The organism is Halomonas litopenaei (genome assembly GCF_003045775.1).
Classification (GTDB): domain Bacteria; phylum Pseudomonadota; class Gammaproteobacteria; order Pseudomonadales; family Halomonadaceae; genus Halomonas; species Halomonas litopenaei.
On record NZ_PXNS01000001.1, the window covers coordinates 568,608 to 595,399 of the forward strand.

At 64.4% G+C, this 26,792-nt stretch carries 27 protein-coding genes; 23 read left to right on the plus strand and 4 right to left on the minus strand.

The window, feature by feature from the left end; genetic code table 11:
• Positions 1–277: 277 nt before the first annotated feature.
• The 5 genes from zwf (at position 278) to C6W88_RS02665 (ending at position 4,480) form a co-directional block, all read left to right on the plus strand.
• Positions 278–1,777 (plus strand): glucose-6-phosphate dehydrogenase, encoded by a 1,500-nt coding sequence (zwf, locus tag C6W88_RS02645; RefSeq protein WP_045991016.1) that lies wholly within the window; start codon positions 278–280, stop codon positions 1,775–1,777.
• 1 nt (position 1,778) lies between these two features.
• Positions 1,779–2,462: a 6-phosphogluconolactonase gene (gene pgl, locus C6W88_RS02650; protein WP_108131374.1), complete on the plus strand. Its 684-nt coding sequence runs from the start codon at positions 1,779–1,781 to the stop codon at positions 2,460–2,462.
• A gap of 18 nt (positions 2,463–2,480) precedes the next feature.
• Positions 2,481–3,143, plus strand: a complete 663-nt coding sequence (locus tag C6W88_RS02655) for a bifunctional 4-hydroxy-2-oxoglutarate aldolase/2-dehydro-3-deoxy-phosphogluconate aldolase (protein ID WP_045991018.1) — start codon at positions 2,481–2,483, stop codon at positions 3,141–3,143.
• A gap of 197 nt (positions 3,144–3,340) precedes the next feature.
• A complete protein-coding gene (locus C6W88_RS02660; protein ID WP_108131375.1) occupies positions 3,341–4,021 on the plus strand; it encodes a Rossmann-fold NAD(P)-binding domain-containing protein in 681 nt (226 codons plus the stop codon).
• A gap of 36 nt (positions 4,022–4,057) precedes the next feature.
• Positions 4,058–4,480 (plus strand): hypothetical protein, encoded by a 423-nt coding sequence (locus C6W88_RS02665; protein ID WP_108131376.1) that lies wholly within the window; start codon positions 4,058–4,060, stop codon positions 4,478–4,480.
• A gap of 51 nt (positions 4,481–4,531) precedes the next feature.
• Here C6W88_RS02665 and C6W88_RS02670 read toward each other — a convergent pair whose 3' ends face one another.
• From C6W88_RS02670 to edd, 4 genes are read right to left on the minus strand one after another with little or no spacing between them, the layout of a single operon-like run.
• Positions 4,532–5,488 (minus strand): carbohydrate kinase family protein, encoded by a 957-nt coding sequence (locus C6W88_RS02670; RefSeq protein ID WP_045991021.1) that lies wholly within the window; start codon positions 5,486–5,488, stop codon positions 4,532–4,534.
• Between the two features lie 18 nt (positions 5,489–5,506).
• The gene (locus C6W88_RS02675) at positions 5,507–6,493 is read right to left on the minus strand and encodes a D-hexose-6-phosphate mutarotase (protein ID WP_045991022.1); all 987 of its coding nucleotides are present in this window, start codon (positions 6,491–6,493) and stop codon (positions 5,507–5,509) included.
• The gene (gene glk, locus C6W88_RS02680) at positions 6,490–7,458 is read right to left on the minus strand and encodes a glucokinase (RefSeq protein WP_108131377.1); all 969 of its coding nucleotides are present in this window, start codon (positions 7,456–7,458) and stop codon (positions 6,490–6,492) included. Before glk ends, C6W88_RS02675 begins: the two co-directional genes overlap by 4 nt.
• Positions 7,459–7,466: 8 nt before the next feature.
• Complete coding sequence (edd, locus tag C6W88_RS02685) at positions 7,467–9,356, minus strand: phosphogluconate dehydratase (protein ID WP_045991024.1); 1,890 nt, start codon at positions 9,354–9,356, stop codon at positions 7,467–7,469.
• 208 nt (positions 9,357–9,564) lie between these two features.
• Between edd and C6W88_RS02690 the strand changes: the two genes are divergently transcribed.
• The 18 genes from C6W88_RS02690 (at position 9,565) to rpoS (ending at position 26,528) form a co-directional block, all read left to right on the plus strand.
• Positions 9,565–10,749 (plus strand): GNAT family N-acetyltransferase, encoded by a 1,185-nt coding sequence (locus C6W88_RS02690; RefSeq protein ID WP_108131378.1) that lies wholly within the window; start codon positions 9,565–9,567, stop codon positions 10,747–10,749.
• A 152-nt stretch (positions 10,750–10,901) separates the two neighbouring features.
• Positions 10,902–12,284 (plus strand): sigma-54 interaction domain-containing protein, encoded by a 1,383-nt coding sequence (locus tag C6W88_RS02695; RefSeq protein ID WP_231498460.1) that lies wholly within the window; start codon positions 10,902–10,904, stop codon positions 12,282–12,284.
• Positions 12,285–13,202: 918 nt separating this feature from the next.
• Positions 13,203–13,553 (plus strand): hypothetical protein, encoded by a 351-nt coding sequence (locus C6W88_RS02700; RefSeq protein ID WP_045991026.1) that lies wholly within the window; start codon positions 13,203–13,205, stop codon positions 13,551–13,553.
• A 53-nt stretch (positions 13,554–13,606) separates the two neighbouring features.
• Positions 13,607–14,119: a hypothetical protein gene (locus tag C6W88_RS02705; RefSeq protein WP_045991027.1), complete on the plus strand. Its 513-nt coding sequence runs from the start codon at positions 13,607–13,609 to the stop codon at positions 14,117–14,119.
• A 2-nt stretch (positions 14,120–14,121) separates the two neighbouring features.
• The gene (locus tag C6W88_RS02710) at positions 14,122–14,763 is read left to right on the plus strand and encodes a FapB/FapC family functional amyloid domain-containing protein (protein WP_045991028.1); all 642 of its coding nucleotides are present in this window, start codon (positions 14,122–14,124) and stop codon (positions 14,761–14,763) included.
• 75 nt (positions 14,764–14,838) lie between these two features.
• On the plus strand, positions 14,839–15,990 hold the full coding sequence (locus tag C6W88_RS02715) for a FapB/FapC family functional amyloid domain-containing protein (RefSeq protein ID WP_108131379.1): 1,152 nt from the start codon (positions 14,839–14,841) through the stop codon (positions 15,988–15,990).
• A gap of 129 nt (positions 15,991–16,119) precedes the next feature.
• A complete protein-coding gene (locus tag C6W88_RS02720) occupies positions 16,120–16,824 on the plus strand; it encodes a C39 family peptidase (RefSeq protein WP_108131380.1) in 705 nt (234 codons plus the stop codon).
• 69 nt (positions 16,825–16,893) lie between these two features.
• Entirely contained in the window at positions 16,894–17,682 is a 789-nt protein-coding gene (locus C6W88_RS02725; RefSeq protein ID WP_124802684.1) for a hypothetical protein, read from the plus strand.
• Positions 17,683–17,832: 150 nt separating this feature from the next.
• On the plus strand, positions 17,833–18,909 hold the full coding sequence (locus C6W88_RS02730; protein ID WP_231498461.1) for a transporter: 1,077 nt from the start codon (positions 17,833–17,835) through the stop codon (positions 18,907–18,909).
• Positions 18,910–19,101: 192 nt separating this feature from the next.
• Complete coding sequence (ftsB, locus tag C6W88_RS02735) at positions 19,102–19,437, plus strand: cell division protein FtsB (protein ID WP_045991030.1); 336 nt, start codon at positions 19,102–19,104, stop codon at positions 19,435–19,437.
• Positions 19,434–20,162 (plus strand): 2-C-methyl-D-erythritol 4-phosphate cytidylyltransferase, encoded by a 729-nt coding sequence (gene ispD / locus C6W88_RS02740; RefSeq protein ID WP_045991031.1) that lies wholly within the window; start codon positions 19,434–19,436, stop codon positions 20,160–20,162. Before ftsB ends, ispD begins: the two co-directional genes overlap by 4 nt.
• Before the next feature lie 14 nt (positions 20,163–20,176).
• A complete protein-coding gene (ispF, locus tag C6W88_RS02745) occupies positions 20,177–20,713 on the plus strand; it encodes a 2-C-methyl-D-erythritol 2,4-cyclodiphosphate synthase (RefSeq protein ID WP_045991067.1) in 537 nt (178 codons plus the stop codon).
• Complete coding sequence (gene truD / locus C6W88_RS02750; protein ID WP_071211075.1) at positions 20,710–21,885, plus strand: tRNA pseudouridine(13) synthase TruD; 1,176 nt, start codon at positions 20,710–20,712, stop codon at positions 21,883–21,885. The genes ispF and truD overlap by 4 nt, the downstream gene beginning before the upstream one ends.
• A complete protein-coding gene (surE, locus tag C6W88_RS02755; RefSeq protein WP_045991032.1) occupies positions 21,882–22,628 on the plus strand; it encodes a 5'/3'-nucleotidase SurE in 747 nt (248 codons plus the stop codon). The genes truD and surE overlap by 4 nt, the downstream gene beginning before the upstream one ends.
• Positions 22,615–23,280 carry a protein-L-isoaspartate(D-aspartate) O-methyltransferase gene (locus C6W88_RS02760; RefSeq protein ID WP_045991033.1) on the plus strand — a complete coding sequence of 222 codons (666 nt, stop codon included), beginning with the start codon at positions 22,615–22,617 and terminating at the stop codon, positions 23,278–23,280. Before surE ends, C6W88_RS02760 begins: the two co-directional genes overlap by 14 nt.
• A 35-nt stretch (positions 23,281–23,315) precedes the next feature.
• On the plus strand, positions 23,316–24,269 hold the full coding sequence (locus C6W88_RS02765; RefSeq protein ID WP_108131381.1) for a DUF368 domain-containing protein: 954 nt from the start codon (positions 23,316–23,318) through the stop codon (positions 24,267–24,269).
• Positions 24,262–25,422 carry a peptidoglycan DD-metalloendopeptidase family protein gene (locus C6W88_RS02770; RefSeq protein ID WP_108131382.1) on the plus strand — a complete coding sequence of 387 codons (1,161 nt, stop codon included), beginning with the start codon at positions 24,262–24,264 and terminating at the stop codon, positions 25,420–25,422. The genes C6W88_RS02765 and C6W88_RS02770 overlap by 8 nt, the downstream gene beginning before the upstream one ends.
• Before the next feature lie 110 nt (positions 25,423–25,532).
• Positions 25,533–26,528, plus strand: coding sequence for an RNA polymerase sigma factor RpoS (rpoS, locus tag C6W88_RS02775; protein ID WP_108131627.1), 996 nt, complete (start codon positions 25,533–25,535; stop codon positions 26,526–26,528).
• The last annotated feature ends 264 nt before the right edge of the window (positions 26,529–26,792 follow it).

The following is a 26,792-nucleotide window of genomic DNA, read 5'->3' on the forward strand; positions in this document are numbered from 1 at the left end:
GCAGCGGCGCATTTATTGGGGTACCCGAGACAATTCTCTCTGGGGATGTGGTGATTTAACTACGTATTGGCGGCTATCCTAGCGCTCCACCGATCTACATCCAACGTATAAGCGCGCCAGCGGGATATTTTGTGTAAGTTTACAAAATATTTTTCAATCTGGCCGTCGAAAGTTGACCATTTTTTTGTAAACTTAGATACCCTGACGGTAAGCAGGACACATCTCGCTCGATAGCCTTCTGCGATATCCAGGGGTCTACCACCAAACGAGGACGGTTATGACACGACACACCCGATCCGGTGACGCCGAGCGTACCGACATCGATCTGGCGTTGTTCGGCGCCCTGGGCGACCTGTCTCGCCGCAAGCTGTTCCCGGCGCTCTACCAGCTGGACCGCGAGGGGCTCTTGCATGACGACACCCGGCTGCTGGGCCTGGCGCGTCAGGACATCGACCAGGAGGCCTTCCGCGAGCGCATCCATGGCTCCTTGAAGGAATACGTCAAGTCGAGCGAGCTCGATGACAAGGTGGTCGCCCGTTTCCTCGATCGCCTGTCCTTCCTGTCGGTGGACTTCACCACGGTGGAAGGCTATGGCGCCATCGCCGAGTGGCGTGAGCAGGGCGGTCAGCAGCGCCCGTTGGTGGTCTATCTGGCGGTGGGGGCGAGCCTGTATGGCGATATCTGCCGCCACCTCGAGGCCAGTGGCAGCCTGGACGAGCAAAGCCGCGTGGTGGTGGAGAAGCCGATCGGCTACGACCTGGAGTCGTCGCGGGAGGTCAACGATGCGGTGGGGGCGGTGTTCCCCGAGTCACGGGTCTATCGTATCGACCACTACCTGGGCAAGGAGACGGTGCAGAACCTGATCGCGCTGCGCTTTGCCAATCCGCTGTTCGGAACCCAGTGGAACCAGAACCATATTTCCCACGTGGAGATCACGGTGGCCGAGAAGGTCGGCATCGAGGGCCGCTGGGGCTACTTCGACGAGGCTGGCCAGCTCAGGGACATGGTCCAGAACCACCTGCTGCAGCTGGTCTGCCTGATCGCCATGGACCCGCCGGCCAACCTCGACGCCGACGCCATCCGCGACGAGAAGGTCAAGGTGCTCAAGGCGCTCAAGCCATTCACCGACGACATGATCGGACGTGACGTGGTGCGCGGACAGTACACCGCCGGCACCAGCGACGGCACCAGTGTACCCGGCTATCTCGAGGAAGAAGGCGCCAATACCCGCAGCCATACCGAGACCTTCGTGGCGATGAAGACCGAGGTGTCCAACTGGCGCTGGGCCGGCGTGCCCTTCTACCTGCGTACCGGCAAGCGCATGCCCGAGAAGCTGTCACAGATCGTGATCCACTTCCGTCAGCAGCCGCACTATATCTTCGACCCGGATCAGCGGGCGCTGGCCGCCAACAAGTTGATCATCCGGCTGCAGCCGGAGGAAGGTATCCGCCTCGAGGTGCTGACCAAGGACAGTGGTCTCGACAAGGGCATGCGCCTGCGCCGTGGCCCGCTGCACCTGGACTTCAACAGCGCCTTCCCCAAGGCACGTATCCCCGACGCCTACGAGCGTCTGCTGCTCGAAGTCATGAAGGGCCAGCAGTACCTGTTCGTTCGGCGTGACGAGGTCGAGCATGCCTGGCACTGGTGCGACGAGCTGATCGCTACCTGGCAGGATCGTGACGAGCCGCCGCGCCGCTATCCGGCAGGCTCCTGGGGACCGGTGGCCTCCATCGCCATGATCACCCAGGACGGACGCAGCTGGTACGAGGACTACTGACATGAGCAGCGAGCAACTTTCTCCGTCTCCCCGAGAGCAACTGGCGCACCAGTTGGCCCAGACCGTGGCCACGGCGCTGCGCGAGGATCTGTCGTCCCAGGATCGCGCCCTGCTGATCGTGTCCGGCGGCTCCACCCCGGTGCCGTTCTTCGAGGCACTGTCCCGGGAAACACTGCCCTGGGATCGGGTCGACGTGACCCTGGCCGACGAGCGCTGGGTCGCTGCCGAGGCCGACGATTCCAACGCCCGGCTGGTCAGGAAGCACCTGCTGATCAACCGGGCCGAGGCGGCCACCTTTGTCCCGCTCACCACCGAACACGATACCCCCGAGGAAGGCACCGACGAGGTCGCCCAGCGACTGAAGGGCCTGTCCTGGCCGGCATCGGTAGTGATCCTGGGGATGGGCGGCGATGGCCATACCGCCTCACTTTTTCCTGACAGTCGCGAACTGGACCTGGCACTGAGCACCGATGCCCATGTGGTGGCGGTGCGCACACCGAGCCAGCCCCAGGCGCGCATTACCCTGAGCGCCGAGCGCCTGCACCATGCCCGCCGCCATTACCTGCACCTGACCGGTGACGACAAGCGCGCCGTGCTGGGAAGCGCCATGGCCGGTGACAACGTACGTGAACTGCCCATTCGTGCCTTTCTTAGCTGCCCGCTGGCCGTCTACTGGGCGCCCTGATTTCCTGGAGCCACGCTCATGACCATTGAAAAACAGCTTCCGTCTACCCGCACCACCGAGCTCGACAGCATCTGCCTGAAGGCCGAGGTGATCCCGGTGATCGTCATCGATCGCATCGAGGACGCCGTGCCCATGGGCCGCGCCCTGGTCGAAGGTGGTCTCAGCGTGCTCGAGGTGACCCTGCGCACCGACTGCGCGATCGAGGCCATCGCCCGGCTGAAGAAGGAGCTGCCCCAGGCCAGCATCGCCGCCGGTACCGTGCTGACACCTGCCCAGTATCGTCAGGTCGAGCAGGCCGGTGCCGACTTCGTGGTGACCCCGGGCGCCACCGAGGCGCTTTACCGTTACGGCGTCGAGAGCCCGGTGCCGATGTTGCCGGGGGTGGCCACCATCTCCGAGCTGATGACCGGCTGGCAGTACGGCTATCGTCGCTTCAAGTTCTTCCCGGCCGAAGCCAGCGGTGGCGTCAAGGCGCTCAAGGCCTTCGCCGGCCCCATTGGCGAGGCTCGCTTCTGCCCCACCGGCGGCATCAACCTGGGCAACGCCTCCGAGTACCTGGCGCTGCCTAACGTCATGTGCGTGGGCGGCTCCTGGCTGACCCCGAAGTCGCTGGTCGACGCCGGTGACTGGGACGCCATCCGCGCCCTGGCCAAGGAAGCCGCGGATCGTTTCCATCACTGAAGCCATCACCGAATGCTCGATGACGAAGCGGCGCTGGCCGCTTCGTCATGATTCCTGAGCTCTCTGCACCGGAAGGGCGTCATGCCTATCCATGTGCTCTCTCGACAGCTGGTGCTGTCCTTGATCCGGCCTCTGGCCGGATTTTTTTTGTCCGCCGCCATGGGATGATGGTTGCCTGAGCGAGCGGAGAAAAACCTATGAAACTGTTGATACTGGGCGCGACGGGGTTGGTGGGTAGCGAGGTGCTGCGCCAGGCATTGGCCCATCCCGACGTCACCGAGGTGCGGGCACCGGTACGCCGACCGCTGACGCTGGAGCACCCAAGGCTAGCCGCCCCGGTCGTCGATTTCGCCGATCTGGAGTCACTGCGACCGGACAAGACTGGACGAGGTGATGCACCGGCGCTGGAGGGGAATGACGAGTTGTGGAAGGCGGATGGCGTGATCTGCGCACTGGGCACCACCCTCAAGGCCGCCGGCTCGCGAGAGGCCTTTCGACGTGTGGATCTCGAGCTGCCGCTGTGGTTTGCCCGCCACGCCAGAGCCGCCGGTGCCGAGCGTTTTGCCTTGAACTCGGCACTGGGCGCCGATCGCGGCTCGCGCTTCTTCTATTCCCGGGTCAAGGGCGAACTGGAAGCCGAAATGACCAAACTCGACTACCCGAGCCTGACCCTGGTCAGGCCGGGCCTGATCGACGGCGAGCGCGCCGAGGTGCGCCACGCCGAGCGCCTGGGGCTCGCGCTTTCTCGCGGTCTGCGTCCGTTGCTGCCACGCCAGTGGCGACCCAGTCCGGTGGCCCGCATCGCCGAGGCGCTGGTGCAGGGCGCCATCAGCGCGCCAGCCGGAAGGCATCTGGTAAAGGCCAGGGACCTGGCCTGACTCAAGCCGTCAACGCAGTGATGGAATAGGCCGTCAATGAACCTAGGATTGCTTTACCGCGTGCTTGGACTACCAGGATTGCGCTTTCTGCTTCTGGTGGTGGGGTACAGCGTCGGTCATGAGATCGCCGATCACCTGGGCAGGGAGTACCGGGGTGGTGTGTCCTGGGGGATGACCCTGGGCTACTACTCGTGGGGGGTTGTGTTGCTGTCGCTGGTCGAAGGAGTCGTGGTGTACCGCTGGTCGCGGCGCTGGGTCAGGCTCGAGTGGTTGGCGGCAACGATCACCGCGGCCATCGTGCTGACCTTCACGGGGATCCTGACTGGACACTCGGGCTCATGGGCGCACCCTTATCGTCTGGCCTGGTTCCAGGGCTGCGCGGTGGCTGCCATCTTTCTGCCGCTGATCGTCCACAGGCGGGTCAATCGCTGGCGCCATGCCAGGGCGGGGAGGCGATAAGCCCTGGCATGGCGGCGGGGGACTTTCGGGTCACCCGAGGTTGTCATGATGTCAGCTGTCGATCACGTCTTCGCGGCGCGGCAGGGCCGCGTAGGCGCCGGGGCGCGTCACCGCGTGGGCGCCGCAGCGACAGGCCAGGGTCAGGGCGCGTTCGAGGAAGGCCTCGTCGTGCTGCCAGTTGGGGCGCTGCCAGTCGTGGTCGGCCAGAGCCGCCAGCAGACCGCCGATAAAGGCATCGCCACCGGCGGTGGTATCGACCGCCTTGACCGGCGGCGGTGTCATGCGCTTGACGCCCTGGGTGGTGTGGGCGGCGACCGCACCGGGACCATCGGTGATCACGATCAGGCGAGCACCGGCGGCCAGGCGTTCGGCCAGCCAGTCGTCACGCGGGTGATCACCCCGCAGGGCGTCGAGTTCATCGGTGGACAGCTTGATCAGGTCAGCCTGGTCGAGCAGGCGGGTGACCAGGCCGACGTCGATGCTGTGCTCGGGCCAGAGGTTGTGACGCAGGTTGGCATCGACGCTGACCAGACAGCCTGCCCGGGAGGCCATCTCGGTGATCGCCAGGGAGGTGGCGGCGATGGCATCGTCCGTAAGGCTGTTGCTACACAGGTGGACGATGGCGGGCTCGCTGAACACTCCATGGGGCAGATGCTCGGTGCGATACAACAGGTCGGCGGCGGGAGGACGATAGAAGTCGAAGGTGCGCTCGCCGTCTGCGTCGCGGGAGACGAAGGCCAGGGCGGTGCGGGCCTCGCGGGTGCGTGATACGCCGGAGACGTCGACGCCGTGGTGCTCGAGCTCACGGGCCAGGAAGTCGCCGAAGTGGTCGTCGCCCAGCATGCCGAGAAAGCGACTGGTCAGTCCCAGTCGCGCACAGGCCACGGCCACGTTGGCCGGCGCGCCACCGGCGTAGGGGGTGAAGGTCTCTGGTCCCTCGGCGGCATCACCGAGACGACTGGAGAGCATGTCGACCAGGGCTTCACCAAAGGCGATCACGGGGGTCATGGCGGGATTCCTCGTCGATCAGTGGTTGTCGGCCAGCGACAGGGTGGTGCCGAGCATATGCTGGGCGCCGGGTACCAGCCACACCGGATCGAGGCGGGTGTTGGCGGACTCGACGCACAGAAAACGGCGGGCGGCGTCCAGCGGGGTGTCCGGGTTGGGTGTCTCGCCGGGATTCCACACCACCACCGAGTCGCTGTTCTGGCGAGCCACTCGCAGGCGGCGCTGGCCGTCATCGAGCACCACCTCGGCGTTGGAATGATAGATACGATCGACGCCTTCACGGACCCCGAGCTCACCCACCTGCTCGCTCTCGGCGAAGCCCTTGAGCTTGTCCAGGTAGCGGGCCCCGACGAGGCCTTCGACGCGACAGGCGAAGACCTGATCCACCGCCAGATAGCTGTGCAGGGCGGCGGTCATCTTCACCGGCGTCTCGCCCAGGTGCTCGGTGATCAGCTCCACGTGCAGACGCTGGGCGTTGGCCTGGACCACCGCACGGGGATGCAACTGGCTGTGCAGGCGCTGTGGCAGTGACAGGTGCACCTCGACGCCGTCTTCGTGCTCGTCCACCGCGTCCAGTTGCCAGTCGGCCTTGCGCGCCGGGCCGTGCATCGGGCCGGAGCGGTCGGGGGACTCGTCGGCGGTGTTCTCGTCGGCGAACCACGGCCAGCACAGGGGGATGCCGCCACGAATCGCACCCGGCACGTCCTGGGGCGTGGGGGTCACCCACAGCCAGCCAGCGGGCACCAGAGGATCATCCGCACCGCTGTCGACGGTGGCTTTGGCGGGAGAAGCGCCTGCGGCTCGCGTGGGGTCGGGCGCGGGAGATGCGCCTGCGGCTCGCGTGGCGTCGGGCGCAGGTTGAAAGTGAAGCACCTGGGCGCCCTGCAACGAGATCGCCAGCTGGCCCCAGCTCTCGTTGGCCACCCAGATGTCGCGGCCGGCCCAGTGGATGTGCCCCTGGCCCTCTACCTCGTCGATACGTGTCTTGAGCGTTGCCGGAATCATTCGACCTCCTCGTTGTGGAGCGCCTCGGCGGCGCCCAGCAGCCCCGTCCACGGGGCCGTGACCACCTGGATGGAGATGGCTTCGTTGTAAGGGCGCATCCTTCCCTTGTTGCAGAAGGCGCTGAGAAACCCACTGTGAGGCAGCCAGTCGATCAGCCGTGGCACGATGCCACCACACAGGTAGACGCCGCCTCTCGCACCCAGGGTCAGCGCAGCGTCGCCCGCCACGTCGCCGAGGATCTTGAGAAAGCGCAGAATGGTATCACGCCCCAGCGGGTCGCCGCGGTTGGCGGCCTCGGTGACTTGAGCCGGCGTGCTGGCGCTGGCCTCCAGACCATCGATCTCGGCCAGTACTCGGTAAAGGTCGAGCAGGCCCTGGCCGCACAGGATGCGTTCCACACTGACCCGGCCATAGCGACGGTGGAGGCGTCGATAGATCTCGAGCTCCTGTTCGTCGGTGGGCGCGAAGCTGGCATGGCCACCCTCGTTGGGCAGTGGCACCCAGGCGCGCCGTGCCGGGAAGAGGCCAGCCATGCCGAGGCCAGTGCCCGGTCCGATGACCAGTCGAGCGGCGTGCCCTTCGGCCTCGCCGGTCTGGATGCTGACCAGATCATGCGAATCGACGTGGGGGACGCCGAGCGCCTGAGCCATGAAGTCGTTGATGACCTTGAAGTCATCCAGGGCAAGGTCACGCTTGACCTCGCCCTTCAGGAAGCTCCAGTGATTGTTGGACATGCTGACCCGTTCGGCGTGCACCGGACAGGCGAACGCCAGGCACGCCTCCCGCGGGGCCTTCTCGCCGCTGGCGCCCACCCGCTCGAGGTAGTCACGGGCAGCTTCCACCACGCCGGGATAGTCGGCACAGGGCAGGGTCAGGATGTCGTGGGGGGCAGTCTTGCCCGGCGACACCAGCGCGAAGCGTGCGTTGGTGCCGCCGATGTCCCCGATCAGCGCTTGGCGTGTCATGGGCGAACTCAGGCGTCCTCGTCGTGGATCTGTCCCTGCTGGCGCTCGAGGTCGTCGGCCTCGAAGCCACCGAAGACGCCGGCGCCTTCCTCGGCGCCCATGGCCAGGTGACGGTAGCCGCCGAACAGCTCGCGACCCAGACCCACATGGTAGTGGTCCAGTTCGGCCACGCGCTTGGGACGATCCCGCCATTCGGCGTCGCTGAGCACGACAGACAGCTCGCCCTTGTCGGCGTCCAGGCGCACCACATCGCCATCACGCAGCCTGGCCAGCGGGCCACCGTCCAGCGCCTCCGGGGTCATGTGGATGGCCGCAGGTACCTTGCCCGAGGCACCGGACATGCGCCCGTCGGTGACCAGGGCAACCTTGTAGCCGCGATCCTGCAGGACGCCCAGGTAGGGGGTCAGCTTGTGCAGTTCGGGCATGCCATTGGCCTTGGGGCCCTGGAAGCGCACCACCACGATGACGTCACGGTCGAGATCGCCGGCGTCGAAGGCGGCCTTGAGGTCGTTCTGTTCCTCGAAGATCTTGATCGGCGCCTCGACGACCCGGTGCTGAGCCTCTACCGCCGACACCTTGATGACGCCACGGCCGAGATTACCCTCGAGCACGTTGAGGCCACCGGTGGCGGCAAAGGCGTTGGATACCGGGCGCAGCACGTCCGGGTCGAGGCTCTCCAGGGGGCCTTCGCGCCATACCAGCTTGCCATCCTCGAGGAAGGGCTCCTGGGTGTAGGCGGTCAGGTCGGTGCCGAATATCGTCGGGATGTCGCCGTGGATCAGGCCCGCACCGAGCAGCTCCCGGATAAGCAGGCTCATGCCGCCGGCGGCCTGGAAGTGGTTGATATCGGCCTGGCCGTTGGGATAGACCCGGGTCAGGCTGGGCACCGCGGAGGACAGCTCCGAGAAGTCATCCCAGTTGATGGTGATACCCGCCGCCGCGGCCATGGCCACCAGGTGCATGGTGTGGTTGGTGGAGCCGCCGGAGGCCAAGAGGCCGACCATGGCGTTGACGATGGCACGCTCGTCGATCTGGCGATAGAACGGGCGGTAGTCGCCGCCGGGCTCGGTATTGCGGATCGTCTGTTCGGTGGCGAAACGAGTCAGCGCTTCGCGCATGTCGGTACCGGGGTTGACGAAGGAAGCGCCCGGCAGGTGCAGCCCCATGAACTCCATCATCAGCTGGTTGGAGTTGGCGGTGCCGTAGAAGGTGCAGGTACCGGGGCTGTGGTAGCTCTCGGACTCGGCTTCCAGCAGCTCGTCACGGCCGACCTTGCCCTCGGCGAACAGCTGACGGACGCGGGCCTTTTCCTTGTTGGGCAGGCCGCTGGGCATGGGCCCGGCCGGGATGAAGGTAGTCGGCAGGTGGCCGAAGCGCGCCGCGCCGATGAACAAGCCCGGCACGATCTTGTCGCACACGCCAAGATAGAGGGCGGCGTCGAACATGTTGTGCGACAGGCCCACGGCGGTGGCCATGGCGATGACGTCGCGGGAGAACAGCGACAGCTCCATGCCCGGCTGGCCCTGGGTGACGCCGTCGCACATGGCCGGCACTCCGCCGGCGAACTGGGCGGTAGAGCCCATCTGGCGGGCGCTTTCGCGAATCACCTCGGGAAAGGTCTCGAACGGCTGGTGCGCCGACAGCATATCGTTGTACGACGAGATGATGCCGAGGTTGGCGCTATTCATCAGCTTGAGCTGATTCTTGTCCTCGCTGCCGCACGCGGCAAAACCGTGGGCCAGGTTGCCGCAGGACAGTTCGGAGCGATGGACGCCGCGACGATGCTGGGCCTCCATGCGCTCTTCGTAGAGGGCGCGCCTTTGCCGAGAGCGCTCACGGATGCGCTCGGTGACGCGGGCGACGGTGGGATCGAGCGAAGAAGCTTGCTGGCTAGCCATGGTCAACCTCAGACGTGTTGATGCGGGTCAGGTACGTAACTTTACCAAATAAAAAGCCAATTTCCTCCCCCTTGACCGAGTGCTTTGGTCGAATATGTAGTTTTTTTACAGGGAGTGGCCGGTGGTCGCCGCCTTCGACGATCTCGGCGACGAGCACCTCCAAAGTCTGGCACTCTGTGGCTGAATCGCAAAGTGCAAGGAGTGGGTTGTGACGCCATCATCCCCGCAGCAAGAACAGGGCGGCCACGCCGAGGAAGGTCTTTCGGTCAAGTGCCTGGAGACCGTCGCCGAGGTGCCGGCCGAGCACTGGAACGCCCTGGTGGACCCGGACCACCCCTTTGCCCGTCACGAATTTCTCGATGCGCTGGAGGCCACCGGTGCGGTGGGGGAGGGCACCGGTTGGCAGCCTCGACATCTGACGCTGTGGCGAGGGGCGCGACTGGTAGGCCTGCTGCCGTACTACCTCAAGGAGCACTCCTGGGGCGAGTACGTGTTCGACTGGAGCTGGGCGGATGCCTGGGAGCGTGCCGGGGGGCGCTACTACCCCAAGGCGGTGAGCGCGATCCCCTTCACCCCGGCGCCAGGCCCGCGCCTGGCACTGGCAGAAGGTGAAGACGAGCAGACCGTCATGGCCATGCTGGCGAGCCAGTGGCAAGACGACCCCGGGCTATCGGGCTGGCATCTGCTGTTTGCCGAGGACTCGGAGGTGGCCGCCTGGCGACAGGCCTGTCCGGGCCTGATCGCCCGAAGCGGCGTGCAGTTTCAATGGCGAGACGAGGGCTTCGGCGACTTCGAGGGATTCCTGGCGGCGATGACATCGAAACGGCGCAAGGAAGTAAGACGCGAGCGTCGCCGTGTCGCCGACCAGGGCATCGAACTGCGGCGCCTCGAGGGCAGCGAGATCGACGAAGCGGCGATCCGCCACTTCTTTCGCTGCTATCGCATCACCTATCTCGAAAGAGGTACGACAGGATATCTAAGCGAGGTATTTTTTCAGCGGCTTCGCCGTCATATGCCGGAAAACCTTGTGCTTGTTCAAGCTTTTGTTGAAGGCCGCCCGGTGGCCGCCGCGCTCTGCCTTCAGGGAACTCGAACCCTCTACGGTCGCTACTGGGGCAGCGAGGTGCTGGCCGACTGTTTGCACTTCGAGGCCTGTTACTACCAGGGTATCGAGCACTGCCTTGCGCGAGGCCTCGACTGCTTTGACCCCGGAACCCAGGGTGAGCACAAGGTGTCCCGGGGCTTCGTCCCCCGCCGGCTGACGTCCTTGCATCATGTCAATGATCCCCGCCTCAACGATGCGGTAGCGCGATTTTGTCAAGAGGAAGCCCGACAGCTCGAACTGTATGTGGCGGCGGCCCACCGTGGACTACCGTTTCGAGGTAGAGCGTAATACGGTGCTATGATTCAACCGATACTCATGTGAGATAACGATTACATTACGCAGGCGCAGATGGATCGAGGGCGGTCGGGTTCGTAGTCGCGCTGGCGCGACAGTCCGATCGTTGCTGGTGTCTGCGGGCGGTTGGGTTCAGGGGACAGGCGATGGACGTCAAGCAACGTTGCAGTTGGTGGATCGGCGACCCCGGTGGTCGTGCCGGCCACCTGCTGGAGGGATTGCAGTCGAGTGGCTGGCAGATGCATCCGCTGGTGTCGCCGCTGTCGGATTGCCGCTTGCAGCCTGATGACCCTTGCCGGGTCGGCATCATGGTACTGGAGGACCTGTCCTGTCAGGACCTGCGCCATCTGGAACCGCTGATCCTGAAAAGCGAAAGGCCCTGGATCGCGGTCGGCACCTCGGATCAGTGTGACGACCCCGAGATGCGTCGCATCATGGCCCACCTGAGCCACTCCCTGGTGTCGCCCCAGGTGGATCTGCTACGCCTGTCGATCCTGATGGAGCACGCTGCGGAACTGTCGATGCTGCAGCAGCGCGACCGTGAAGAACAGCGCATGTCGGCCGCCGCCGAAGACAGCGAGTACGAGTTCGTCGGTACGACGCCGGTGATGTGGAACCTGTTCAAGACCATCCGCAAGGTGGCGGTGGTCGATGCCCCGGTGTTCATCAGCGGGGAGTCCGGTACCGGCAAGGAGCTGACGGCCCAGGCCATCCACGAGCGCTCCACGCGTTCGCGCCAGCCCTTTCACGCCATCAACTGCGGCGCCCTGCCCGAGCATTTGATTCAGTCAGAGCTGTTCGGCCACGAGAAGGGCGCCTTCACAGGTGCCTCGCAACGCAAGATCGGTCGTATCGAGGCGGCCGACGGTGGCACCCTGTTCCTCGACGAGATCGGCGACCTGCCGCTGGAGCTTCAGGTCAACCTGCTGCGCTTTCTGGAAATGCGCTGTATCCAGCGCGTCGGTGGGCTCGAGGATATTCCGGTGGACGTGCGCATCGTCGCCGCGACCCACGTCAATCTCGAGCTGGCGGTGAAGGAGGGACGCTTTCGGGAGGATCTCTATCACCGGCTCAATGTGCTCCAGGTGCAGGTACCTGCCTTGCGCGAGCACTCGGAAGATATCGAGATCCTGGCGCGTTTCTTCTTCGAGCGCTTCTCCTGCGAGAAGGCCTCCTGTCTGAAAGGCTTTTCCCGAGAGGCGCTCTCGGTGATGCAGCGCTACCATTGGCCCGGCAACGTCCGCGAGCTGATCAATCGGGTTCGCCGGGCCATGGTGATGTGCGAAAACCGCCTGATCCAGCCCGAGGACCTCGGCATCGAACGGCGTGGCTTGAACCGCCACCAGATAACGCTTGAAGAGGTTCGCGAGGAAGCCGAGCGTGATGCGCTGCTCTCGGCGCTGGGGCGCAACAAGTACCGGGTCAACGCCGCCGCCAAGGAACTTGGCGTCTCCCGGGTGACCATCTATCGGTTGCTCGACAAGCACGGTATTTCACGTACGCCTCCCCAGGAGGCCGCCTTTTCCTGACGGCCTGGTGTCATTGATTCTGTTCGAGCGATAGTGAAGAGGCGTTATCGGCAGGTCTCTCCTCGCAGCGCTCTCTTCTCTCTATATGACATCTCGGCTATATGACCTCTCGGCAAACCACTCTTTAATAGCCCCGCTGCAAGCGGGGCTTTTTGCATCCAGGTTCCAGTGCTCTGCTATCTGGGGGCTTTCTATCGCCCTGGCATCTGGGTCCTTCTATCACCCTGGTATCTGCGTCCTTCTATCACCCTTGTATCTGCGCTCTGACATCCGGATCCGATTATCGACGTTGAGAGATCGCGGCAAGATGTCGACGCTATGCGGACGAAGCTGATGCTTCGTACTCCCGAAAAATGGGCCTGGCGCAAAAGTGTTGCTTTGTTGAAACATTGGCCAGAAGGACAGTGTTGAAGTGGTGAATGTCTAAAAAATACCTTTTATATCAGTATATTGCTTGTTGATGGGTCAGTTTTAACTGTGCTCAATCATGCGATTTCTGACATTTCTCCCCCATCCGTACAAGGTGCCGGCTTCCCTCGTAACGCGAATGTCGTCCTTGAACACACCCTGCCACATTTTTTTGCTGTTTCTTCTGAAACCCCCGCCTCGCGGGCCCTTCAGCACGATAGTGCCAGGCTGGCAGCGTCGCTTTGCCTGTTTGTCGCTATCGCTCAGTTCTGTGCTGTACCAGTAACGGTACTTTTTGGAAAACCACCGACAAAACAGATAGTTGACGATGTTTTGTGCTGTTTTTTCTCATCGGCTGAAGGTGCGTTGTTTCATCCGCTTAACACTCTTCATTTCGCACAAAAATAAAAATGCCTATAAATCAACAGATTATAAGTTGGCACGGCGATTGCTCTGTTCTTTGTGCAGGAGAAACACTGCAACGGGAACAGGACCCGAGGAGACGCCGACATGAACCAGACGATCGCAAACAGCCGGACCCTAGTCCTTGGCGCGTCCATCGCGATCGGTGTGGCGCTGGCCGCCACCGGATCCATGTCGGCCCGATCGGACACCGCGATGCTCGACGAGCAGCAGGTGTTCGGCGCTCCCGGGGAGCAGCACCTCGTCAATGACGGGGCGCTGGACACAATTCGAGGCCGCTTCGTGCCGGAGCAGGGAATCGACGCCGACGGCGTCATCCTCTGGGACGAACGGCCGGGACGAGGTGCCGGAGGCGGGGGCGACGACAGCAGCCATCGCGCAGCCAACGGGCTGAACAACCGTCAGAGCGCCAACGTCACTACGCAACGGGACTGGTGATCACCATGGGACACCTGAAGCACAAAGAAGGGCAAGGGGGGAGCGGGAACGCCGTGACGTGCCAGTGGCGTCTGGCCCTGGCCGCAGCGGTAGTAGCGGTGGGCCTGGTCGGTGTGGGGACCGACCAGAGCCTCGGCGCCGATCTTCGCCCCGGCGTCCAGCCCGGCGAGATCATCATGCTGCGAGAGGTCGAGACTGCGCCATTCGGCTACGTCAATCGCGAAAGCGGGCCGATTCGTGGCCGTGCCGACCTGATGCACAGCAGCAACATGGCGCGCAGCGCCACCGGCAGCGTTCACACCCGCATGGGTGGGGTCTCCGCGATCATGCTCGATGACACCCGGGCGGCCAGTATCTCCGCCGGCGTAGGCCGCGGCATGAGTCAGATGCACCGCGCCCTGGGTACCGGCGCCAATCTCGGCACCGGCCCCCTGGGCAGCAGCAATCGGGTAGCGACCTCGGTCGGTGGCGGATCGGCAGCCGGTGGCAGCGTGATCGGGGCGACCTCGGGTATCGCCAATACCGTGACTGGCGCGCTGGCGCCCCTGACCGGCGGGAGGCGCTGATCATGCGGATCTTCAAGCCTTCATTCGTGCCGGTACGGCTGACTCGCAGCCTGGTGCTTACCGCCGCCTTCGGGCTGGTGATGGTGAGCCCGGACCCGGCCCAGGGCCAGGACCTGAGCGGCCTGCGCAGCAGCAGCGTGATCAGCGGACAGGCGCTCAGCGGTGTCAGTGGTGTCGCGGCGGCCAACCAGGCCGCGGGCAACCAGAATCTGCAGTCCAACAGCGGCGCCCTGGCCATCGGTGATGGCGCCACCATCAACAATCGTCTGGTGCAGCAGGTGCGCATCGACGAACGACTCGCCGGCATGGAGGTGGGCACCGCCATCAGGGAGGGCGCCTTTAGTGGAGCCTCCGGGTGGATGTCCGTCAACCAGGCGGCGGGGATAGGCAACCTTCAGAGCAACAGCTTCGGCATGGCTCTGGGGAGCACGGTCAGCGGCCTGAGCGACGACAGTCTGCAACAGGTGCTGGCACCAAGGCAGGGGCTGAATGGGTCGAGCAGCAATGGCTCCGACAGCGCCATCCGGAATCTCGAGATCGATGAGAGTACCTTCGGGGGCGCCAGAGGAGTGATTCAGGTCAACCAGTCAGCCGGCACGGGGAACGCCACTCGCAACAGCTTCAGCTATCGCTTCAACCAATAGAGCAAGCGTGGAAGACAACGAGTGACGTCAATAAAAGCAGTGAAAAGACAGTACGGTTCATTCAGGAGAACGATCATGAAAACTTTCGAAAAAGCACCGCTCGCTCTGGCCATCTCTGCACTTCTGGTCGCACCGGCGGCACTGGCGGACAACAGCTTTGACACCGATTCCTACATGGATTCCGACGTCAACAACCGCTACGACGTTCATATCAAGAACGATTCCCACACCTACAAGCGGCTGGGTGCGCTCGGTGGAGCCCTGGTTACAGATGACAACTACTCCGGCGCCACCGTGGACAGCAAGCAGTTCAGCGACAACAACTATGCCACGCAAGACCTGACCACCAATGACGCGACCCTGGGCGGCAATGCCCTGCAGGGTGCTGCCGGTAATATCGGTGCCAACGTGGCCGCCGGTGACAACAACCAGCAGGCCAACGACGCCGCGCTGTCGTCTTCCGACGCGGCCACCGTATTCGGCCAGGCGGCTTCCTTCTCCTTCCAGTCCACCTCCAACAACATGACTGGCATCACCGGCAGCCCGAACACTGCCCTGATGGGTGGCAACGCCCTGCGTAACGCCAGCGGCAACATCGGCGTCAACGTCGCGGCTGGTATCGGCAACGCCCAGCACAACAGCCTGGCGGCAGCCGTCAACACCGCCAGCGGCAGCGCCGACGCCACCACCGGCGGCGTCCAGGCCAGCTACAACAACAGCACCACCACCGCAGGACAGGTCGTGACCCTGGAAAGCGGCTCCGAGTTCAGCGCCGGCGTGGTACTGGGCGGTGGCTACATCGGTGGCGGTGTCGGTAGCTACGAGGGCAACTGGGAGCAGACCAACGACGTCTATCCGGAAATCTGGCAGGGCGGCGATAGCCACCCCGGCGGCGAGTCCCTGTGGGGCCATGCTGACTTCGACGACCAGGGCCCGGATGGCAACGACGGTCGTTTCGAGGGTGAAGAAGGCGGTTCTCTCGGCTTCGTCGAGGCCGGTCTGATTGGCCTGGCCGGCACCGCTTCCGGTTCCAGCAACTCCTTCAATGAAGTGCTGGTCTACCAGGAAAATACTGCCACCCTGGGCGGCAATGCCCTGCGCGGCGCCACCGGCAACATCGGCGTCAACATCGCCTCCGGCACCGGCAACATGCAGCGCAACTCGCTGTCGATTGCCTCCAGCATGGGCGGCGCAGCCACCGGCGGTGGCGCGGGCGAAGCGCAGTAATCCGTTCGATCCAATCGGTACTTCCCCGGCCCATCTGGGTCGGGGATCTTTCCAACAAGACACGACCGCCAAAGCTCACCAAGAAGCTGGCCAATACGACACTCACCATCTGGATACGGGGGACAGGTCATGACACTGCCACGCTGGCCGCTGGCCGCGGCACTGGCCATCGGCCTCGCACTACCACTCGGCAACACCCAGGCTGCCACCATTCGCCTGGGAGGGATCGTGCCGGGGACGGTGATCAACAAGGACGTGCAGTCCATCCGTGAGCGTCGCTACGAAAATCTGGTCGAGCAGCGCACCGACTTTTCCTGTGGTGCCGCTTCGCTGGCCACCCTGCTCAAGTACGCCTACCAACGTCCCGACACCACCGAGCACGACGTGCTGGCGGGGATGCTGGAGGTAGCCGACCTGGAGCTGGTACAGCAGCAGGGCTTCTCCCTGCTGGATCTGAAGAACTATGTCGAGACCCTGGGCCTGCGCGGGCGCGGCTATGAAGTCGACGCCGAGACCCTGGATGACGTCTCAATTCCGGTGATCGTCCTACTGGACCTCAACGGCTACAAACACTTCGTGGTCATGAAGAAGGCCAGCGCAGATCGCGTCTATATCGGTGATCCGGCGTTGGGCAACCGGGTGATGTCCCGGGACGAATTCATGGCCGCCTGGAACAATATCATCTTCGCGGTGGTGGGCGACGGCTTCGATCGCTATACCGCCTTGCTCGATCCGCGCCAGCCTTTGACGGCGCATCGAATGAAGGACGTGTTTTCGCCCGTCTCACGCGAGCAGATGATCGACTTCGGTTTCCGTCACGCTGAACTGTTCTGATAACGATAACGCTCTTTCGGCAAGGCTCAGCGGCGAGCAGGAAGGCGCCGTCGATCAGGGGGCAACACCATGATGGGACATGACAGGGGACCAGGGCTGAAATACTGGGCAATGCTGTTGGCATTGTCGTTGGCTCTGGGCGCACCGGCAGCGTTGGCTGCCACCACCGACTTTGACCGCTTCGAGGGTTTCAGCGAGGCGCGTCAGCTATCCGACAGTGAACTGGGACAACAGCGCGGGCGCTTCGCCGATAAGGGGCGCCTGATGTTTTTCGGGGTGCAGATGGTCAGCGAATGGCGCACCGCGGCGGGGGATCATCTATCTGCCGGGGCGCAGATGCTGGGTGATCTGAGTCGAGGCCAACCCACGGTGAGCTTCCAGCCCACCATTACCGTGGTGGAGAGCGCCGCGGGTCTGGCAAGTCTTGGCAACGGTGCAACGATAGTCGATCGGGGCACCGCCAACGCCTCCGGCGTGGTGCAGTCGATCCAGGCGGGGGGGGACTTCAACGTCGCCGCCAATGACCTGGTCATCGATGTCATGGACGCCTCGAGCTTCGGTGGAGTGAGCCCGGACACCAGCGGCAATCTGACCCGCTCCATCGCCGGCAGTACCATCGCGGTATCCGCCGTTGGCAACAACATGAGCGTATCCGTGGACATTCCGGGTATGGGCAGCATCAGTCAGGCCATTGTACCCGGCGGCGGGCTGAATCAGGCGATCCAGCTCTCCAGCAACATGCAGCAGGTGCGCAACCTGACCCGGCTGCAGCTGTATATGGGTAACCAGGCCGGGGTGGGAGACAGGGCGGTACCCGGCATGCTCAGCGGCATCAAGTCCGCGGCGGCACTGCGTTGACAGCTATGAAGGATTTGGCCGTCGTAAACGCACAATTTGACTACACTTTACCAGGAGTGTCGGGGGACCCTGCTGGAAGGGGAGCAGAAGGGCGCAGTAGACGCTCGACAAGAAGTACAAACGATTTCATTCGGGGACAAGGAGATCGACGTGAATATCGTCATCAACAGGACGCTCTGCCCGCCGTTGGCGGGCCTTTTACTGGCCGGTGCTGCGGCGCCTGCTCTTGCACAACAGACCGTCGGAGCCGAACAGCAAGAAGCGCTGGAATCCCAGGAGGCCTCGCGCAGCGTGCAGGATATTTTCCGCGAGGAGCACGCGCTGTTTTCCGATCGCCTGACCATCGAACCCGGGATCACCTACACCTACTCGGATCGGGATAGCCTGGCACTACGCGGCTTTCTGGCACTGGACGCCATCTTTCTCGGCGAGCTGAATCTCGACAATGTCGAGACCCACATTACCACCCTGGATATCAATACCCGTTATGGCCTGACCGATCGGCTGGAAGCCAGCATCAATGTGCCCTTCGTCTATCGCACCACCACCATCCAGTCCATCGGTGGTGAGTTCTCCACAGAACGCAATGTGGAGGATGACGTCGATGAAGCCGGGCTAGGTGATATCTCGGCGAGCCTGTCCTACCGGCTGCTGCCGGAGACCGTGGAGAGGCCCGACGTGGTGGTCAGTCTGGGGGTGCGTGCGCCCACCGGCAAGGACCCCTACGGCATCGAAATCGAGCAATCCGATACCGCCGGTAACCTGTCGGTTCCCAAGGAATTGCCCACCGGCAACGGCGTCTGGGGCGTGACTGCCGGGGTGTCGGTACTCAAGACTCTGGACCCGGCCATCGTCTTCGCCAACCTGGGCTACACCTACAATATCGAGGAAGATTTCGACGATATTTCGGCGGGTGAGGGTGATCAGCGCGCCGATGTGGATCTGGGTGACAGCATCAGCGCAGGCTTCGGTACCGCCTTTGCCTTGAATGAGCGGCTGAGTCTGGCGTTGTCCTACTCCCACGAATATATCCGCAAGACCGAGATTACTCCGGAAGGTGGCAATGAGACCGAGGTTATCGGCAGTGACGCCACTATCGGGGTGTTCAATATCGGTGGCACCTACGCCATGACCGATTCCACCTCGGTGGTCACCAACCTGGGCATCGGCATGACCGATGACGCCTCGGATATCAGCCTGACCTTCCGTATGCCGTTCCAGCTATAGAGCGGTTGGCATTTAACCAGCGCAAGAACGCTCGCCAGTGAGTCGGCTGACCCTCGGGGTCGGCCGATTGCGTTGGTGCCTCTGGTCTTGATGCGCTCTCCTGGCCATCGTGACATGGGCCGACCCGCGACTCGCCCCCGACCGGGCGGCGATGGCATACTAGGCGCCGAATCGAATGTCGACGGTACCTGCATGCTCAAGACCTTGGCGATAGTGCTGCTGGCACTGCTCGCCCTGCTTCAGTATCGACTGTGGCTGGGCCAGGGCGGTGTCATGGAAATGAATGAAGTCAGCGGGCGGGTGGCGGCGCTGGAGGCGGAAAACCAGCCCCTGCGCGATCGCAATGCTCGCCTTAGCGCCGAGGTGGTGGACCTCAAGACCGGTCTCGATGCCATCGAGGAACGCGCTCGCAGCGATGTGGGCATGGTGCGCACCGACGAGCAGTTCTTCTGGGTGCCCGGGGTCGAGACCGACGTCGCCCCGGTGGCCCAACCGACACCGGGATCTGCCCAGGGGGCCAGTGAATGAGCCGACTGTGGCTGATCGTGCCGGCGGCGGGCGTCGGCAAGCGGGTCGGCGGGACCTGCCCCAAGCAGTATCTCGAAGTGGCGGGGCGACCGGTGCTGGCGCATACCCTGGCGCGGCTGCATCAGAGCTTTCCCGAGGCGCGGCTGTGCCTGTGCCTGGCGCCCGATGACGACTGGTTCGACCCGGCGCTGGTCCCCTTTACCGACTGGCAGCGGGTGGCCGGCGGCGCCGAGCGCGTGCACAGCGTGGTCAATGCCCTGGCGGCGGTCGCCGCCCAAGGCGCCCCCGATGACCTGGTGCTGGTGCACGACGTGGCGCGCCCCTGTGTCAGCGCCGATGACCTGTCACGGCTCTACAACGCTGCCCTCGCGAGCCCTGACGGGGCGCTGCTGGCCTCGCCGGTGGCGGATACCATCAAGCGTGACGATGGCCAGGGGGCGGTGGCGAACACCGAGGACCGACGGGGTCTGTGGCAGGCCCAGACGCCCCAGGCATTTCGCTTTGCTCTGCTTCAGGAAGCTCTGGCCCGGGCGCTGGCGCCGGACGGCATCGGTGTCGGCCGGATCACCGACGAGGCGTCGGCGGTGGAGGCCCTGGGCCGCGCGCCCCGACTGGTCGCCGGTCGCCGCGACAATATCAAGATCACCCACCCCGAGGACCTGCGCCTGGCCGAGTTGATCCTGGCCGGCGACGCGGTGCTCCGGGATCTGCACGAGAGTTCATGAACATGCTGCTGCCCCTGCGCATAGGCCACGGCTTCGACGTCCATCGCTTCGGCGAGGGTGACCACCTGATGATCGGGGGCGTGCGACTGCCCTTCGATCGGGGGTTCGTGGCGCACTCCGATGGCGACGTTCTGTTGCATGCCATCAGTGATGCGCTGCTGGGCGCCTGCGCCCTCGGTGATATCGGTCACCTGTTTCCGGATACCGACCCTGAGTGGAAGGGCGCCGACAGTCGCGACCTGCTGCGGCGGGTGGTGGCACGGGTGGCGCAGGCCGGCTACCGGGTGGCCAACCTGGACGCCACCCTGATGGCCCAGGCGCCGAAGATGGCACCGCATCTCGGTGCCATGCGCGACGCCCTGGCCGAGGACCTGGGCATCGACAGGGGCGCCATCAACGTCAAGGCCACCACGACAGAGCGTCTCGGCTTCACCGGGCGTGGCGAGGGCATCGCCGCCGAGGCGGTGGTGCTGATGGCGGCCATTGACAATGATGCCACCAGCGCCGCCGGGGACCCTGGCGCCAGTGTCACGAGGGCCGAATCGACATGAGCGATGCCATCGTCTGGCCCCCGGACTGGCCGCGCTATCTGGACGAGCGTTTCGGCGCCCCGATGGCTGGGCGTTACCGGGAAACCCCCGAGGATTTCCAGGTCGAGGAGGACCTTGGGTTCGCTCCTGAGGGCCAGGGCGAGCACCTGTGGCTGTGGATCGCCAAGCGTGACACCACCACCGCCAGGGTCGCCTCGACCCTGGCCCACCAGTGTCAGGTGAGTCGCCGCGACGTCGGTTATGCCGGCATGAAGGACCGCACGGCGGTAACGCGTCAGTGGTTCTCGGTGCATCTTGCGGGGCGTGAGGCGCCGAAAGATCTCGACGCACGACTGGCGGCGGAGGGCTATGTGGTCGAGGCCGCCAGCCGTCATCCGCGCAAGCTCAAGCGTGGGGTCCATCGCGGCAACCGCTTTCGTCTGAAGCTGACCGGCGAGGTGGCTCGGGACCCTGGGCTCGAACAGCGCTTCGAGGCCTTGGTGAGCGACGGGGTGCCCAACTATTTCGGGCCCCAGCGGTTCGGTCACGAGGGGCGCAACCTGAGCAAGGCCTGTGCGGTGCTCGAGCGCGGCTGGCGCAAGCGTGATGACCGCGAGGGCATGCTGTTGTCCGCCGCTCGCAGCTACCTGTTCAACGCCCAGTTGGCCGAGCGTCTGCGCAGGGGCTGCTGGCGAGAGGTGCTGGCCGGCGATGTGATGATGCTGGAAGGTACCCACAGCCTGTTCGACGTGGAAAGCCCCGATGACGCCTTGAAGGCGCGCCTCGAGCAAGGCGACATCCATCCCGCCGGGGTACTCTGGGGGACCGGTGGCAGTCGCGCCCGGGAGCGAGCCGAGGCGCTGGAGCAAGACGTCCTGGCCGAGGCGCCGGCGCTTTGCGCCGGACTCGAGAAGGCCAGGGTCAAGGCGTCCCGACGGGCGTTGAGAGTCATGCCCACCGAGGCCCGTCTATGGCGTCAGGGCGACGCGGTGTGGCTCGAGTTCCGCTTGCCCGCCGGGGCCTTTGCCACCGCCGTGCTGCGTGAGCTGATGGATCACCCCACCTTGAGCTTTCGCAACGCGCCGTCCGTCGACGAGCCTTTAGTGAAGGAGCCTGTGGCCAGGCAGCCTGGGGAAGAGCTGACCGGGGACGCGCAACCAGTGGCCGAGCAACACCAGGGAGATACACCATGAGGAGACTGCTGCTATCCAACGACGACGGCGTCAACGCGCCTGGCTTGAAGGCCTTGCATGACGCCCTCAGCCCCTATGCCAAGCTCAGGGTGGTCGCCCCCGATCGTGATCGCAGCGGTGCCAGCAACTCCCTTACCCTGTCGCGTCCGCTGTCGCTCAGCCCCATGGACAGCGGCTTCTACAGCGTCGACGGTACCCCCGCCGACTGTGTCTATCTTGGCGTCAACGGCGTCTGGGACGAGACGCCGGATCTGGTGATCTCGGGTATCAACCATGGCGGCAACCTGGGCGACGACGTGCTCTACTCGGGCACCGTGGCGGCGGCCATGGAAGGGCGCAATCTGGGCATGACGGCCATCGCCGTGTCACTGGTCGGGCACCGCTACTTCGAGACCGCTGGCCGGGTGGCGGCGAGCCTGGTAGGGGCACTGGAGCAGCTTTCGCTGCCGCCGCGCAGCCTGCTCAATGTCAATGTGCCGGATGTGCCGTGGGAGGAGCTGCGCGGCTTTCGCGTCACTCGCATGGGCTATCGTGGCCCCGCCGAACGCCCCATCGAGACGCGCGATCCCCGTGGACGGTTGCGCTACTGGATCGCCCCGGTGGGGGAAAATGCCGACGATGCGCCGGACACGGACTTCGCCGCGGTGGCGGAGGGTTACGTCTCCATCACCCCGCTGCAGACCGATCTGACCCGACACGCCGCACGCGATGATGTGCAGGACTGGCTTGATGCGCTCACCTGATCTCAGAGGCGTCGGCATGACGTCCCAGCGAACCCGGGACCGCATGGTCAGCCGCATGCGCGAGCAGGGCATTCGCTCGTCTCGCGTGCTCGAGGTGATGGCGCGGGAACCTCGCCATCTGTTCCTTGACGAGGCCCTGGCGCATCGTGCCTACGAAGATACCGCGCTGCCGATCGGCCACGGCCAGACCCTGTCGCAGCCCTGGATCGTCGGACGCATGAGCGAGCTGATCCTCGAGCAGGCGCCCGAGCGAGTGCTGGAGGTGGGGACCGGGTCAGGCTACCAGACGCTGATCCTGGCACGTCTGGTGACGGAACTCTGGTCGGTGGAGAGGATCAATGCTCTGCATCGTATCGCCGCCTCACGCCTGCGCCTGTTGAAGACCTACAACGCGCGCTTGAGGCTGGCCGACGGCGGGCACGGGTGGCCCGAGGCCGCCCCCTTCGACGCCATCCTGCTGACCGCCTGTGCCAGCGAACTGCCCGAACCTCTGCTGTCCCAGCTGGTGGACGGCGGCGTGCTGATCGCGCCGCTGGAAGGGCACGATGGACGCCAGTGGCTGACCCGTGTAAGGCGCGAGGGAGAGCGCTTTGAATTCGAACGGCTGGAGCCGGTACGCTTCGTGCCGTTACTTGAAGGAGTAATTCGTTGAAACATTCGCTAGGCCTCTACCTCCGGGGTGCGGGCATGGGGGCGGCGGATGCCGTCCCGGGAGTCTCCGGGGGCACCATTGCCTTCGTCACCGGCATCTACGAGGAGCTGATCCACACCATCAAGCGCTTCGGTCCCAGTGCCTTCGGGGCGCTGAAACAGGGCGGCGTCAGGGGGCTCGTCGCTCACCTGAACCTGCGCTTCCTGCTTCCGCTGATGGCCGGCATCCTGACCAGCCTGATCACCGTGGCTCACCTGGTGGTGTGGCTGCTGGATAGCCATCCGCTGCTGCTCAACGGCTTCTTCTTTGGCCTGGTGGCGGCGTCGGCGCTGGTGGTCGGCAAGCACCCGGCCGACTGGCGCTGGTGGCACATGCTGCCGCTGGCGCTGGGACTGGTGCTGGCCCAGGCGCTGCCGTCGCTGATGCCGCTGGTCAACGCCCTCGGCAGCCCCTCGCTGGTACTGGTCGTCGGTGGCGCCATCGCCATCAGCGCGATGCTGTTGCCCGGCGTCTCGGGCAGCTTTCTTTTGTTGAGCATGGGCCTCTACGACGTGGTGATGCAGGGGATCCGCGGTTTTGATGTACCGCTGCTGGGGCTGTTTGCCCTGGGGTGCCTGGTTGGCCTTTTCACCTTTTCGCGTCTGCTGTCGTGGCTGCTGCGACGTCATCACACCGCCACCCTGCAGCTGCTGGTCGGCTTCATCGTGGGCTCGCTGCCGATCCTCTGGCCCTGGCGGGAGCTGACGCGCTATCAGCTAGGCAGTGACAATCAAGTCATCCCGCTGGACTATCGTTATCTGGCCCCCTGGGATTATTCTGCGGTGACCGGAGAGGCCGCGCAGCTGGTGGGGGTGACGCTGCTCGCCATCCTCGGCATGCTGGTGGTCCTCATCGTTGCCAGGGTTGGCGCTTCGTCCGCCGCCCGCGAAGACGCCAACGCTAGCCGCTCGACGCGGTCAGCCGACAAGGAGACACCACACGATGCATAAGACTCTCGTCATCTCCAGCCTGGCGCTGGTCCTGGCCGGCTGTGTCAATCAGCAGGGCCCGAGCCAGCCGGTCCAGGTTCAGGACCTGTCGTCGGCCCGTGCCGCCCAGGTGCCTGCGCAGTACACCGTCGAGTCCGGCGATACGCTGTACGGCATCGCCTGGCGCCACGATATGGACTTCCGCGAACTGGCCCGGATCAACAATATCCAGCCTCCCTACCGCATCGACGTCGGCCAGACGCTGAGCCTGTCGGCCAACGGTCAAGCCCCGTCGTCGGGCGCCGGTAGCCAGCAGGTAGCGGGCGCGCAGGCAGGCCAGGGCGGGGCGGTGGCAACGCCCCTCGGCCAGGAAAGTCAGAACGCTCAGCCCTCCTCCGAGGATCTCGAGTGGCTGTTGCCGGACGGCAGCACCGAGACCGTGAGCGCGAGTACCGAGCAGATCAGCGGTACCGCGGCCCAGGGCGCAGCCGCCGTGGCCGGTGTCAGCGCGACCGCTCCGGGACCGGTGTACGACTACGACACCCCCGGCGCCGATGGCAGCCTGAGCAGTCAGGATGAGGCCGAACGCGCCCAGCGCGAAGCCGAGGAATCGGTGGTGGCGGCCGCCGAGGAAGAGGCCAGGGCACAGCAACAGCAGCAGGCCGAGGCTAGCGATTCTGCACAGTCAGAAACCGTGGCCGCCAACGCTTCGCAGGACAGCGGCAGCAGCAGCCAGGCGACGTCTTCCAGTGGCGGCGAAAGCGCTTCAATCGGCGGGTCCCGGACCTATACGCCGGTCGATGAGGTCCCCTGGCAGTGGCCGGCCGACGGCCAGATTGTCAGCCAGTTCGGCGAGAGTTCGAGCATCACCGCCGGCATTGATATCGGCGGTCAAAAGGGGCAACCTGTCAGAGCGGCGGGGCCGGGCAAGGTGGTCTACGCGGGCAGCGGTGTGCGGGGCTACGGCAAGCTCATCCTGCTCAAGCATAACGATGAATACCTGAGTGCCTACGCCCACAACGACAGTCTCAAGGTCAGCGAGAACGATGTCGTCGAGGCAGGCCAGGTCATCGCCACCATGGGCGATTCCGACGCCGAGGACGTACGCCTGCATTTCGAGGTGCGCAAGGACGGTCAGCCGCAGGATCCGACGAAATATCTTCCTTCCCGTTGAGAAACGGCAGTTTCTCCAGGATGAGCGTCACACAATAATAATCTTTGGCGTTGATCGTAGTGGGTGACGACAACGCCGGGTCGCAACCACGGGGTAGCTATACGATGAGCATGCTTGAACGGGATCTTCAGGATGTGAATCTCGAAACGGTAGACGAGGCTGACGAGGACGCCGTCGAGGACGTGACGGACGAGGCCGAAGAGGTCGAGGAAGCCGACGACGAGACTCAGGCGTTCGAGAAGGCGCTGGGTCGCGAGGATCGCTATGCGCGCCAGAGCCTCGACGCCACCCAGATCTACTTGAACGAGATCGGCTTCTCGCCATTGCTGACGCCGGAGGAAGAGGTCTATTTCGGCCGTCTGGCGCGCAAGGGCGACCCCCAGGGGCGGGCACGGATGATCGAGTCCAACCTGCGCCTGGTGGTGAAGATCGCGCGCCGCTACCTCAATCGTGGCCTGACCCTGCTGGACCTGATCGAAGAGGGCAACCTCGGCCTGATTCGTGCGGTGGAGAAGTTCGATCCGGAGCGCGGCTTTCGCTTCTCGACCTACGCCACCTGGTGGATTCGCCAGACCATCGAACGGGCGCTGATGAATCAGACCCGCACGATTCGCCTGCCGATCCACGTGGTCAAGGAACTCAACATCTACCTGCGCGCCGCCCGCGAGCTGACCCAGAAGCTCGATCACGAGGCCACCGCCGAAGAGATCGCCGAACATCTGGACAAGCCCGTCGAGACCGTCAAGAAGATGATGGGGCTCAACGAGCGGGTGTCCTCGGTCGACTACCCCATGGGCGGCGAGAGCGACAAGCCGTTGATCGAGACCCTCACCGACGACAACGAGCAGGGGCCCGAGTCGACGTTGGTCGACGGTGACGTCAAGGCCCACGTCAATCACTGGCTGGCGGAGCTTACCGAGAAACAGTGCGAGGTGGTGGTGCGACGCTTTGGCCTTCGTGGCCACGAGGCCGCCACCCTGGAGCAGGTCGGCGAGGAGATCGGCCTGACCCGCGAGCGGGTGCGCCAGATTCAGGTCGAGGCGCTCAAGAAGCTGCGCCGGATGCTCGACAAGCAGGGCCTGTCGCTGGACGCCATCTTCGAGTAGTCCCGTCAGCCTGGCGTGACCAGGGTACTGTCGGTGGAGGTACCCGCTAGTAGATGATGTCAGTGCATGCTGGAGCGCTTGGATAGAGGCATGTGCTCGACCTTCAAGACTGACCCCGTGAGACGTATCCATAAGCGCCGGGCCAAGCCTGGCGCTTTTTTTAGTGGTTTTGTCTGGTTGCTATCTAAGTATTGGTTTAACTAGCTGTCTCGGAAGAGTTTTATGGACTTATATGCCATGAAATACCCTTTTCTATTGAGCATA